The organism is Ignavibacteriales bacterium (assembly GCA_026390815.1).
Lineage (GTDB): Bacteria > Bacteroidota > Ignavibacteria > Ignavibacteriales > SURF-24 > JAPLFH01.
The window spans coordinates 60,472-72,571 of record JAPLFH010000018.1 but is presented as its reverse complement, the minus strand read 5'-3'; the positions used below and the strand labels follow the sequence as shown (position 1 = coordinate 72,571).

At 34.9% G+C, this 12,100-nt stretch carries 14 protein-coding genes; 1 reads left to right on the top strand and 13 read right to left on the bottom strand.

What is annotated here, in order from left to right:
• Window positions 1-145 precede the first annotated feature (145 nt).
• Entirely contained in the window at window positions 146-412 is a 267-nt protein-coding gene (locus NTX22_07505) for a hypothetical protein (protein MCX6150348.1), read from the top strand.
• Between the two features lie 856 nt (window positions 413-1,268).
• On the opposite strand, the gene NTX22_07500 is transcribed toward NTX22_07505, so the two are convergent.
• From NTX22_07500 to NTX22_07440, 13 genes are all read right to left on the bottom strand, one after another.
• On the bottom strand, window positions 1,269-2,354 hold the full coding sequence (locus NTX22_07500; protein ID MCX6150347.1) for a transposase: 1,086 nt from the start codon (window positions 2,352-2,354) through the stop codon (window positions 1,269-1,271).
• The gene (locus NTX22_07495) at window positions 2,351-3,523 is read right to left on the bottom strand and encodes a PAS domain S-box protein (GenBank protein ID MCX6150346.1); all 1,173 of its coding nucleotides are present in this window, start codon (window positions 3,521-3,523) and stop codon (window positions 2,351-2,353) included. The genes NTX22_07500 and NTX22_07495 overlap by 4 nt, the downstream gene beginning before the upstream one ends.
• A gap of 96 nt (window positions 3,524-3,619) precedes the next feature.
• The gene (locus tag NTX22_07490; protein ID MCX6150345.1) at window positions 3,620-3,796 is read right to left on the bottom strand and encodes a hypothetical protein; all 177 of its coding nucleotides are present in this window, start codon (window positions 3,794-3,796) and stop codon (window positions 3,620-3,622) included.
• 213 nt (window positions 3,797-4,009) lie between these two features.
• Window positions 4,010-5,500, bottom strand: a complete 1,491-nt coding sequence (locus NTX22_07485) for a glycosyltransferase family 39 protein (protein ID MCX6150344.1) — start codon at window positions 5,498-5,500, stop codon at window positions 4,010-4,012.
• 97 nt (window positions 5,501-5,597) lie between these two features.
• Window positions 5,598-5,978: a hypothetical protein gene (locus tag NTX22_07480; protein ID MCX6150343.1), complete on the bottom strand. Its 381-nt coding sequence runs from the start codon at window positions 5,976-5,978 to the stop codon at window positions 5,598-5,600.
• Between the two features lie 67 nt (window positions 5,979-6,045).
• Window positions 6,046-6,270, bottom strand: coding sequence for a hypothetical protein (locus NTX22_07475; protein MCX6150342.1), 225 nt, complete (start codon window positions 6,268-6,270; stop codon window positions 6,046-6,048).
• Window positions 6,271-6,293: 23 nt separating this feature from the next.
• Window positions 6,294-6,512 carry a hypothetical protein gene (locus NTX22_07470; protein MCX6150341.1) on the bottom strand — a complete coding sequence of 73 codons (219 nt, stop codon included), beginning with the start codon at window positions 6,510-6,512 and terminating at the stop codon, window positions 6,294-6,296.
• 6 nt (window positions 6,513-6,518) lie between these two features.
• Window positions 6,519-6,851 (bottom strand): DUF4404 family protein, encoded by a 333-nt coding sequence (locus NTX22_07465; protein MCX6150340.1) that lies wholly within the window; start codon window positions 6,849-6,851, stop codon window positions 6,519-6,521.
• A 10-nt stretch (window positions 6,852-6,861) separates the two neighbouring features.
• Window positions 6,862-7,176 (bottom strand): hypothetical protein, encoded by a 315-nt coding sequence (locus NTX22_07460; GenBank protein ID MCX6150339.1) that lies wholly within the window; start codon window positions 7,174-7,176, stop codon window positions 6,862-6,864.
• Between the two features lie 24 nt (window positions 7,177-7,200).
• Entirely contained in the window at window positions 7,201-7,491 is a 291-nt protein-coding gene (locus NTX22_07455) for a hypothetical protein (GenBank protein MCX6150338.1), read from the bottom strand.
• 137 nt (window positions 7,492-7,628) lie between these two features.
• Window positions 7,629-9,911, bottom strand: a complete 2,283-nt coding sequence (locus NTX22_07450; protein MCX6150337.1) for a glycosyltransferase family 4 protein — start codon at window positions 9,909-9,911, stop codon at window positions 7,629-7,631.
• 57 nt (window positions 9,912-9,968) lie between these two features.
• Window positions 9,969-10,232, bottom strand: coding sequence for a hypothetical protein (locus NTX22_07445; protein ID MCX6150336.1), 264 nt, complete (start codon window positions 10,230-10,232; stop codon window positions 9,969-9,971).
• A 228-nt stretch (window positions 10,233-10,460) separates the two neighbouring features.
• On the bottom strand, window positions 10,461-11,813 hold the full coding sequence (locus NTX22_07440) for an ice-binding family protein (protein ID MCX6150335.1): 1,353 nt from the start codon (window positions 11,811-11,813) through the stop codon (window positions 10,461-10,463).
• Window positions 11,814-12,100: the final 287 nt, after the last annotated feature.

The window sequence follows — 12,100 nt, the reverse complement described above, 5'->3', positions numbered from 1 at the left end:
TCTATGATAAGGCTGAGTTAAAACGAAGAATCATTCTTTGGATTAAAGAGATAAATGATGTTCCGGTTGTCTTCCGTTGGAAAAAGTTTGATATAAATTTAGAATATTAATGTCAATGTTTATATGAAACGTTATACTAGGTGCAATGAAGGTATTTGCGCTCGGAGGAAGAGCGAAGTGGAAAGATTATGTGGATTTGTTTTTTATTTTGAAATCGTATCATACTTTAGAACAAATTTCACAAAAAGCAGAAGAGCTTTATGGTGATCTTTTTGCTCCAAAGCTTTTACTCCAGCAATTGTCATATTTTGATGATATTGACTACAGTGAAGAATTAGAATTTTCCAGTAACCCTGTTCCTGAATATGAAGTAAAAGAATTCCTTCTTAAAGTAACAACTGAGGAGTTTTAATATAAGAAAGGTTGAAATTTCTAAGTATCCGACAATTACGATTTAAAGCGTAACGCATTTTTGCGTAATAGAAGATAAAAAAGAAATTAAAATAATCAACGGATACGGCGACTATTTCATCTCCGGTCCACCGATAATGATAAAATCATTTATAAAATATTTACTTTCAAAAGGTTTAGAAGAAAATAAAATCAGAACGGATGAATGGGAATAGAAATTTAGCGATACTTTCTGAATCCTTTGTGAAACGTTGTGGTACTGCTACTATTTCACAAAGTAACACAAGGTCTTAATCACAAAGGTACACAAAGAGAATAGTAATGCTTTAAGCGGACTGATTATGAAAAGAATAAAAATGATTATTCCTTCGATGATCCATTTTTCAAACAATATATATTACGCTTAATGGCGTAACGCTTATAAGCGTAACTGTAATTCTAAAAATTTGAGTTAATTGGTTCTTAGTCCTAATTCCCCGAATCTCAACTAAAAACTAAGCACTTGCCTACCGCCTGCCTACCGCAGGCAGGCGTCAGGCAGGTCAGGCAGGCTCAAAACTCAACACTGAATAAGGCTCAAAATCGCAGCAAAGCGTAGATCCCGCGAATCGGGACTAAAAACTCTACCAGTTCTGTCTTTTCGTTTATCGTCTGACCTTTGACGTTTCACAATTTATAATTCTGTATGCCATTATTTAATGTGTATCGGTTTCTAAATATCAAAAATAAATTCAAAAATGTTTTGTAATAACTTAAACATATCTTATTTTTGCACTCGTGCTTTGGGGGCTCCCCACACTATGCAACCTTAATTTAATCACTCACCTTACGCAACCCGATGCGTATAGTTATATTTTTTAGAATTTCATAGCGAAAGAAACTTTGAGATTTTCCAGTTGATTAAAAGCTGCACGATTTGCAGTAAGATACAATTTAGCTCGCAATGCTGTTGGGTTCAACTCCGACTTCAGACTCAAATATTCCAACTTGAAAAACGAATATATCGAAGCAAAAATATGATTGCTTTGCGTTCTTACTGTTTTAGTCGGAGACTTGCATAAGCTGACGTGCTGCTTTAATGTCTTGTGGTATTCTTCTACTTTCCACCGTTTGTGATAGATTGTTGTTATTTGTTCGTATGTTAATGTTAGATCGCTACTGACCAAATAAAGAACACCTTGACTTCCATCTCCGTTTTTGTAGACTTGCTTTATTAACAAAAGCCGGAAGCTGACTCCTTCTATATAGATTTCTTGTTGCTGGTTCTCTTTCAGTTCGAGTGTACTTACTGTAACATACTTCCCCAATAGTTTATCTTTCTCGCTTAACGCTATTTTTCTATTTGTCTTTATCGGCATTATAAAATCTTTTTTTAACTCTATTTTGATAAGCATCATATTCTCACTTGAGGCATACCAAACATCATTGAGTACATACTTGAACTTGATATTATTTTTAACACATACTTTTAGCATTTCCCGGTATTGTTCGTTTTTTGTTTTCTCACTAATCCTTTTTTCTTTCTTTGTCTTTTCATCAATCACAGTTTTTGTCTTTCGCACTATATCAAATGTTACTGGGATTCTATACCCATTATTATAATAGATCGCTGAAACAATATTTATTCCCTTGACTGATCTTCCTTGACTGTGATCAAAATGCCAACAGATAATTTCGTTTTCATCAGTACTTGGTTTTTCTTCTATCGTGTCGTCTATTATTATTAAGCCTTCTTCTCCGCCAGAGGCGGACTCTATTTCTCTTACTGTTGGTTTGATTAACCCCCATAGTCCTGCTGGGGTAAAATCTTCTGAACTCAAAAACCTGGTTACTTTATCGTGACTAATTTTCCCTTCTGACATTACTGATAGACCCGTGGCTGTCGTATAAGAAAATGAACTCATTAAATAATCTGTGTACAGTTCTAAGAGTTCTTTTTTCATCGCATACCTCTGATTTTTGTCACCAGAAATTTAATACCTTTCTTTCTCTTTGCGTAATGTGAGTTAGTAATATCATCATCAGCATTGAGTCCGAGGATTTTCTTACCAGCTAAATTCATATAAAGAATGTTGGCATTTAAATCAGCATAAGAAATCAAATCTGTTGATGATTCAATAGTTGATACTAATCTCTCCTGCGTTTCCAGACTTCTTTTCAAGCCATCAAACTCAGTATTGGAACCGAACCACTTAATAATAATATTATTTGTGTCCCGCATCGGCACGGCTCTTGTTTTGAACCATCGATAGATACCGTCGGCTCTTCTTATCCTGAATTCAATATCGAAGCTCTCTCCGGTTTTTACTTTTTCCATCCACTCGGAAACCGTTCTGTCTTTATCATCGGGATGAAGCTGTTCAAGCCATCCATAGCCCAACTGTTCTTTTTCAGGTATTCCGGTATATTCCACCCATTGTTTGCTTAAATAATCGCATGGTCCATCTACCCTGCAAGTCCAAAAAAGTTGGGGTAACGATTCAATCAGATCTCTAAAGCGTTTTTCATTATCGTTAATTACTTCTTCAGCGCGCTTACGCTCTGTAATATCCACTATAAAACCTTCGAGATAACCAGCCGTTTTATTCATATTCATGGAAAGTAAACACGATATTTTTGAACCATCTTTTGTTAAAATATCCGCATTGAAGTTATTTGCAACTCCATATTTTTTCAGAATTGTAATTATTTCATTTCGTCTATCAATATCTGCCCATCGTATAGCAGATGGTTGGCTAAGCATTTCTTCTTTTGTAAAACCCAACATTGTGCATGCTGTATTATTTATTTCAAGAATTTTAGAACCGTCAATCTTCGTGCGATAAATACCAACCGGGGCATTCTCGTAAAGATTCTGGTAATTATTTTCGCTAATCTTCAAAGCTACCTCCGCTTGTTTGAGTTCTGTGCTATCACGTTTAACTCTCCTCGTTTTACTAACTTTATCGCCTTCTTGAATTGGAACCGATTTAATCTTGAGATGTGCAGTTTTCTTTTGTTCTTCAGTTTCAATCTGTTTTGGATCTTTCAACTGAACGTCTACGGATTTCAATTTCTTTTTTGCGGCAGATGAATTTTTAATTGAAGCTTTTTTTTTGTTATTTGATTTCATTACCATTCTTCTCCTCTGAAAAAATAAAATAAAAAATGCTCTCTTATTGTTTTCACTTCAGGAATTACGACTTGATGTAATAATGTATCAATGTATCTATTCTGTACCATTCATATTTAATTTTGGAAATAGTTTTTTGATCATTGGAATAAGTTTTTCCCCTATCTGCGATTTTGTAATAAACCCGTCTGCATCGATTATATTGGCTGATGTATGCAATTCCGGTGAGTCAAATATCGATACAATGATTACTTTTGGGATAGACTTTTTCATCGGTTAAATTATCTCATCATTGCTAATTGTTCTAAAATCAGTATCCATCTTTTAAATCTTTATTTAAATTATTCTTATAGATGAACAATTATTACTATTAACCATTATTACTATTAACCATCAAAAGAATGGGTATAATCGTAGACAAAAGCAATAGTCCAAAAGGATGAAAAAAGAACTACATCCTTTGGTATTGAAATTTGTCTGATAATATCAATTAATTGAAAAAGTATAAATCTCCCCATCTTTCAGGCGTGCAATTTCTGTCATCTTTATGTTTTCTTGTAGTTCATCAATTGTAAAAAGGAAGCTGCGATTAGTTTCATTTAACCAAATGAGGCATATATTTTTAGCATTTTGCCAAATATCCTTTTGGTCTGGATAATTAAAAAAAAGTTGAGGAGAATTGTAAAATGTTTTGGCGGGACTTCGCTTAGTATTTAAATTTGTTAGAATATAAACAGCATCCGGTTCATTACTAAATAAAGTATAATGTTTTTCCAATATCTTATGCCGGTTAAGATATTCAATTGTTTCACTTGCCCTCCATAAAGCACCACTATATCCAAGACCGGATTGCTCTATATACTCTTTAATTATATGTACTGAACTACTGACAGGGTTTCCCATCAACAGAACTAAAATTAGAATTAAGAAAACGGTTAATGATTTTAAATGAAAAGATTTAGTTAGCCAACTTAAAATTTTATCGGAAATAAAAAACAAAATGAAAATTATGGGAACATAAATCGGAGAGAGTAATCGATCAGATATTTGATCATAAGCTGTTGTAGTTGATGAAATGACGATGACCAAAGTATAGGAAATTACAAAGAAAAGACTTGGACTAATTAGTTTAATTGCTTCTCTGTTCAAAGATTTGTCTGAATCTAATCCAAATAAAAGCCACATTGCTACAATTAGAATTATAAAAACAAAATATAGTCCGGTGTAATTCAATGGAAAGTACCAGGGCAGAATTGTGTTGATTAAAAATCTAAAATTCTCAAATAGAGTATAGGAAGAAGCTGCTCTTTCTCCAACAAGGGTACCGGAAATAGAATAATTTCTAATTATCCAAACAGTAATTGGCAATACAGAGATAAGAATAAAGATAAATGAATGCCATAATTTTTCTTTAATGTTATTTCTTCCCCACAAAAGGATGCCGGCTATACCTGTTAAAATAATAACCACACCGGTGTAACGAGTAATACAAGCCAAGGCTGTGGAAACCGAAAAAAGGAAAAGGGAAACAAAGTTCCGCTTTGATTGATATGTACCAAAATTATAAAAAAATAAAAGCACAAGAAAAATAAAAAGAAGTTCTGACAATGCCATCAAAGAAGCTTGAACAAGTGTATATGAAATTAGTACTGACACAGTTCCTAAAAACACCAACACAAATGAATTCAAATATCTTAACAATAATAATCCAGACAGATATATTATAAATCCAAAAAGAACAGCATTTAAATAACCTGCTGATATTTGCGGGTCTATCAATATTATTTTTTTTATTATAGCTAAAATGATTGGATACAGAGGAGGCTGAACAACTAAATATAAACCATTAAATGTAAGCAGACCATGACCTTCAGCTAAATTTCTTGCAGCTGATATATAAGCGACTGAGTCTGGTGTTAAACCTGCACCGTGCCGACTTGTAATGATTAGGATAATACTTGCCCCTATTAATCCCAACGCTCCCAAGGTTATTTGTTTAAATAGATTACTGTATTTTAATTGCGTGACAAAATTAATCAATATCCAACTTTTGTTTCCTAATTATTTAGAATCGTTATTTTAAAAAGTATTCACGGACTTTCGCTGCGATTTGGGGTTCAGTCATCTTGTCGGTTGTTTCAAGGTTAACTACCCTTCCAATTTGCGGTTCATTCTCTAAACGTTTTTTGAATTCAACTTTCGCTTCACCAGGTCCAACTATCAGAACCGATTCTGCATCCCGAACAAAAGAAATTACCTCATCGTAGTATTTGTTAAGATGGTTAGTGAATCTTCTATCCAACTGGTCCTCTTCTGAATAATTTTGGGCTGAACCTGAAAATCTGACATGTTTTTCCATATCTGAAGTGATTGTCTTAATCTCTTCCACTTCACCAGTAATGCTTACTAATACCGTTTTTTTGTGGTCAATCCACAATCCAACTTTTTTCTTCAAATTTTTCTCCGTGCTATGTAAATCTTCGCTATCATTTTTTTCGACCAGCTAACAATTTAATTTACTTTTACCCTGGATTATTTTTCTTACTAAATGTAAAAACAATCCCGCCTATTACCATTACTCCTATACCGATAAATGGAGACCAACTTTCCGAATGATCTTTTTCTTTTGTTATTTGAATTCCAGCAACCTCAACAATTTTTTCTCTTGTTACATAATTATATCCGGTATAAAGTGTCATCACTAAACCTATAATTAGTATGCTGATTCCAACATTTTTTGAATTCATGATTTTGAACCTTCCTTAATTTGTCAAATAAATTTTGTTTGAAGTATTTTCTTAGCTTCTTCTAATTGAGTATCAGGGATAATCAGTTGCACTCCTTCGGCTTGACTCAACAAAGGGAAAAATACACCACCACCATCTTTTAGTATATATGCACTAATGCCAACTGCTCTTAGATCTCTTTTGGCAATTAGAGCATATGACTCATTTTCAAATATTCCAATTACTATTTGCTTTCCATTCATAATATTTCAGATTCCCATGTTAGCTAATACACTGGCAATGTAATTCACATTTTCTACTAATTGCGGGTGTGATTCTTCAAAGCCTTTCACCGAAGCAGACAAGCTATCAACTGCTGATTTTAGTTGGGCTGGATTTTTCTCCCTGCGCATTACTTCACTTGTTGAGAGCTCGATAAATCCAGTAATACTCTCAGCATGTTCAGTATGAGTGTCCGAAAACTTCGTCATTTCATGCTTCAGTGATGCCAGCAAATTCAGAATCTCAATTTTATCTTTGTCAATAAAGGAATCATAATTAAAAATCTTCTCTTCAATTTTTTCAATTGTATTTTGCACCATCTTTTTACCTCTAAGGTTTAATAATTGAATTTCGCACTAATTCAGATATCACAAGATTAGCAATATCAATTTTAACAGCTTCCACTGAATTCCGTTCAGGAGTATTACTTGTAGCCCCCCAAATTATTCTTTCTTTATCTCTAATCACCCAAACTTCTATTGCTCTACGATCGACAATTTGAGAATCAATATAACCAGGATGCTGAACGTCCTGATAATATGTGGAATATATTTTTCTAAAAGGGTTGTATCTTGTTTTCATCTCTGAAGTAACATAGCTCTCCACATAATGTGTTTCCGTTTCCTTGCGAAGAAGACGAGTCATTAATATTCCATCAAATTCATTTTGTTAAACAGTCTCAAATATTTGATTTGAATCCGGTAATGCATCTGGGAACAAACTGTAAGATGATGTTGCTTTAACACCATGTTTGGATAACTCCCCAATAAAAGCATCCTCCCAAATTCTCCTTTGAACAGGATCTTTTCTTATAGCGATGATAAGTATTTTCTTTAAAGGAGATTCATTAAATGTAGGATCATTCCAAACATCAACAAGTATGGAAGATGAACAACTTTCTAAAAGAACCATTAAGCAACACAAGACTGAAGGCATAATTAATTTCTTATATAATTTCATAGTGTAATTCTTTTATTAAATGTGATTCATATAATTTTTTTTATACGCGTTAGTAAAATAACTCGAAGAAATTTTTCTTCCGCAGCTTTTCCAAATTTATAACTTGCTTTCATAATTTTAATTAGAACAAACAACATTTATTTTAATAATGACTCCATAGATAATTGTGTCTGTTTTGCCAAACGCAACTCCAACAATGATTGCAGAAAGGCGAGGGTAGATTCTGCTCCCTGATTCTCATTTGCACGATCGGGATGCAAACCATCTCTACAACCTCCCGTGGTTGGATCATAAATAGGAAGATTTAAATCATTATATCCTAGAAACCATTCAAATGCACGACTGGCTTCTTTACTCCACTTTTTATCGCCGGTAATTCTAAAGGCTTCCAAACAAGCTGATACCATTGTTTGCGCTTCGATCGGTTGTTGATCGAACCGGGCACGTTCACCACCTTGCTGATAAAATCCATTAGAACCGATTGGTACAAAATGCCCTTCACTTGCATGCTGCAAATTTGCAAGCCAATTTAGAGATTCCAATGCGGCATCGGTCATCGCTTTGTTAGGAATTGATTTACCACATATTAGTAAAGCATGCGGTAATGCAGCGTTGCAATATGAAAGTGCTTTTTCAAACCAGTGCCATTCTTCCGAACAATTATTTTGATATAATGTCAGAAGTCGTCCTGCCAATTCATCCCGTACCTGTCCTGCCATGCGGTCACCACCAAATTTTTGTGAATACTCATGAATGCCAATTAGAGCAAATGCCCATGCGCGCGGGCTGGTAGTTTGAAGAATACTTGGTAAAGTTTGTTCGAACAACCAACCAGACATACTATTGAGTGCAAGAGTATTAGAATGATTTAATACGGTTCCTAAAGCCCAAAGTGCGCGACCATGACAATCATCAGAACCTTTATCTTCCAACCAATTACGTTGGTAATCCATAAAATTTCGGAACCGTTTTGTTTCATCGTTGAAAGCAAATCCAAGGAAAGCGAGATAGCGGGATGCTAATCCAGTGCTTTCACGGGTTCCAAGTTCATCTAAAAGGATACTTACCAAAAGAGCACGAGCATTATCATCGGTTGTATATCCATGAGAATAATTTGGAACGGTAAAAAGAGCATGCTGCAACATACCGGTTTCATCAGTCATATTTTGTAAGTGATCCAATTTTAGCGGAGGTAATTCACCCGGATATTTATCGAGTGCCTTCGCTATAAATCCTGGTGGAATATAATGACGACGTTCAGTTCGTGCACGTTCAAAGCTTTCCATATACCGTTGCGCCACTTCGGACCAAATCATCGCCCGCCCAAACTTATAAGCACGCTTGCGCATTGCATGCCGGTCCGATTCGTTGTCCAACAAGTTAATAACCTGCTCCGCCATAGCGTTATGATCGCGGAATGGAACCAACACTCCCCTTCCTTCTGAAAGAATTTCTTGCGCATACCAATATGGTGTAGATATGACTGCCTTACCGGCTCCCAATGTATAAGCCAAAGTTCCGGAAGTTATCTGTGCCTCATTTAGATAGGGAGTAATATAAATATCTGCAGCACTAATGAACTCAACAAGTTCTTCCAAATTAACAAAACGGTTGTAAAAAATAACATTACCTTCTACTCCCTTCTGTTTAGCCAGCCATTGCAAAGACAAGCGGTAGGTTTCACCTTCTTGTTGAATAACATGTGGATGTGTTGCGCCAACTACGATATAAACAACGTTGGGATAACGGGCAACAATCTCTGGTAGTGCAGATATAACTGTTTCGATTCCTTTGCTTGATGAGAGCAAACCAAAACTTAATAAAACTATTTTACCCTCAACTCCAAATAAATCTTTATTAAAACTTGGATCTACAAATGGTACATCCGGTATTCCATGATGAATCATATCGACTTTATCCAAAGCCACATGATAAATATCATTCAGAAATTCAGCACCGAGTTCGCTCATCACCACTAAACGATCTGATAATGCTGCGACTTCTTCCAATACTCGCCTCTGCTCAGAGTTTGGGTCTTTTAGTATAGTGTGCAAAGTTGTTACGATTGGCATGCGTAATCCACGCAAGAGCGCCAGGATGTGGCTTCCTGTTTTTCCACCGAAAATTCCATACTCGAATTGCAGGCACACCAGGTCAACATTATTTATATTTAAAAAATCCGAGGCTCTTAAGTAAGAATCTATGTCTTTTTCTGTAAGTTCAAATCGAACTCTTTTTGGATAAGCATAACCAGTTAACACATCGTTTACGGGCAGCGCAATGCATGTTGTACTACTGTATTTTTCGGCGATGGCTTCGCACAGATCAGTTGTAAATGTAGCAATTCCACATTGCCGTGGTAAATAATTTCCAATGAAGGCAATCCGGTTGAGAGTTGAATTTTTAATAATTTGTTCCAAGGTTAATATCCATTTCCATTTAAAAAAGTATTTCTTTTTTATGTAGTTAAATTATTTTTACAAAAGGATATTTTTATTTATCGATTGATTTGCCTTCATATCAATTAGTTTGCTATACCAAGTTTTAGGCAGCAAAGCAACTGCAAAAAGTTCTAAAAAAATCAGTTTTGTTATTGATAAGAATAATTGTACAAAAACATAGACTGTTCTTTTATTTAAAGATTTTGATCTTTTGAATTTCTTTTCAATTACATAATCAATTTTGTGTCTTAACTGTATAACGTATTTTTCTTCCGAAGAAGAAATACTTACTCTTATCATTTTTCCACCTTAAAAGAATAATGGATTTTTTCCAGTTACATTATCATTAGAAATTGGAAAGTTTTCAATCGGTCAAAGGGATGAAAAAGGAACTACATCTTTTGGGTGAGTTTACTCGATGCTTATTCAGCAATTAAGGGATGGCAGTATTGTAAATGATTAATCCAATTGAGAAGTAAAAAGCCAGGGCTATCCACTCCGGCTTTTTATTAAAAATATTTTTGATTTTTATTTCATCAAAATCATTTTCTTGATTTGGGAAAATTCTCCTGCATTGATTTTATAGAAATATATTCCGCTTGCCAATTCTTTTGCATCGAAGATTATCTCATAATTTCCAGGAGTTTTCTCCTCATTTACTAACACTTTAATCTCTTTCCCAAGCATATCATAAATACTTATTTTTACAAAATCTATTTTTGGTATAGCATACCTAATTGCAGATGTGGGGTTGAATGGATTCGGATAATTTTGAGTAATTACATATTCTAATGGGCGAGTTATATTGATCTCAATCTCATCAGAATATTCAAACCTGCCATCATAATCAACCTGCTTCAGCCGGTAGCCATAATTGCCGGCTAAAATATCTTTATCACTAAACGTATAAATTTTAACTGCTGTTGTAGTACCATTACCTTTTACAAAACCAACTCTTTCAAATTCATTGTTATTTGTATTCCTTCTTTGTATTTCAAATCCCTGATTATTTGTCTCTGTGGTTGTACTCCAGGAAAGAATAACATCATTCTTATCTGCTGTGGCTGAGAATGAAGTCAGCTCAATCGGAATATTAGCATAATTAATTGTGACGGTATTGGCGTCTAAAGTAACTGCAGACTGTGCGAGCGCTCTACCATTCAGTGTGGAACCCGTACTCATAACAATCTGTGTTTGGCACAATATAATTCCTTTCATTGCCGCTGTGGTTCCAAGATTAACCTGGCCAGCTACCTGCCAGAAAATGTTGGAAGCCTGTGCGCCACCACTTAAAGTAACAATGGCTCCGTTAGCCAAGGTTAGATTCTGTGCAATTTGAAAGATCCATACATCACTTGTAGCGCCTGAAATAGTTACACCACCAGCAGAGATTAGAATCCCACTATTCCATTTATAAAGTCCGGGAGTGAGGTTCTGCCCAGTAAGATCTCCGGCGTACAATTCAGTATAATTAGGTAATGTTCGTCCAGCGGCGTCGGTATACGCGGTTTCCATATCGCTTACAGCGGTAGTCATTTTAGTGGGCGTTGGGTCAGTATAGTCGGCGGCATATACTTTTCCAATGACTAAAGATGATGTAGAAAATGTACCGGAGGGGTCCATTATTAATCCAAATCCGGTTATTCCTGTTGCCGCAATTGGACTGACTCCAATATCACCAGTAATTTGTGTTACACCCGTGGCTGAGATTCCTGTTTTTGCCAGAATCACAAAATCTCCAGATGTACCAAGATTCACTGGTGATGGAGTAGATTGGGACATGGTAACTGCAGGCACCATAAAAGCAATAAATAGTATAGCTTCAAGTAAGTGCGCCCATCTGTTTAGTGCAGTTATCGGATCATTTGTATAGATTTTCATAAAAACCTCTTTTATAGTTTATAATTTAGTTATGGTAAACACTTAAGACCTGTATTGTTCCAATATTTACTACACCAATGATAGAAAGAAATGAAAGACGAGTAAATAGAGCAAAGGAATGAAAAAGGAACTACATCTTTTGGGTTAGGAGTTGCTTGTTTAAAAAGTTAAAAATTAAAAACAAACAAAAAATAATTAATTCCCTGATTGAGAAATTCATTGTTCATTCTAAATTACTTATCAGTTATGTCATCGTAATAACACAGCTAATTCAAAACCGGATTTCA

Coding starts and splice junctions, on each gene's coding strand:
- NTX22_07505 (MCX6150348.1), top strand. CDS start 146: ATGAAGGTATTTGCGCTCGGAGGAAGAGCGAAGTGGAAAGATTATGTG.
- NTX22_07440 (MCX6150335.1), bottom strand. CDS start 11,813: ATGAAAATCTATACAAATGATCCGATAACTGCACTAAACAGATGGGCG.
- NTX22_07475 (MCX6150342.1), bottom strand. CDS start 6,270: ATGAATTCAAAAAATGTTGGAATCAGCATACTAATTATAGGTTTAGTG.
- NTX22_07500 (MCX6150347.1), bottom strand. CDS start 2,354: ATGAAAAAAGAACTCTTAGAACTGTACACAGATTATTTAATGAGTTCA.
- NTX22_07445 (MCX6150336.1), bottom strand. CDS start 10,232: ATGATAAGAGTAAGTATTTCTTCTTCGGAAGAAAAATACGTTATACAG.
- NTX22_07470 (MCX6150341.1), bottom strand. CDS start 6,512: ATGAATGGAAAGCAAATAGTAATTGGAATATTTGAAAATGAGTCATAT.
- NTX22_07460 (MCX6150339.1), bottom strand. CDS start 7,176: ATGACTCGTCTTCTTCGCAAGGAAACGGAAACACATTATGTGGAGAGC.
- NTX22_07495 (MCX6150346.1), bottom strand. CDS start 3,523: ATGAAATCAAATAACAAAAAAAAAGCTTCAATTAAAAATTCATCTGCC.
- NTX22_07465 (MCX6150340.1), bottom strand. CDS start 6,851: ATGGTGCAAAATACAATTGAAAAAATTGAAGAGAAGATTTTTAATTAT.
- NTX22_07455 (MCX6150338.1), bottom strand. CDS start 7,491: ATGAAATTATATAAGAAATTAATTATGCCTTCAGTCTTGTGTTGCTTA.
- NTX22_07490 (MCX6150345.1), bottom strand. CDS start 3,796: ATGAAAAAGTCTATCCCAAAAGTAATCATTGTATCGATATTTGACTCA.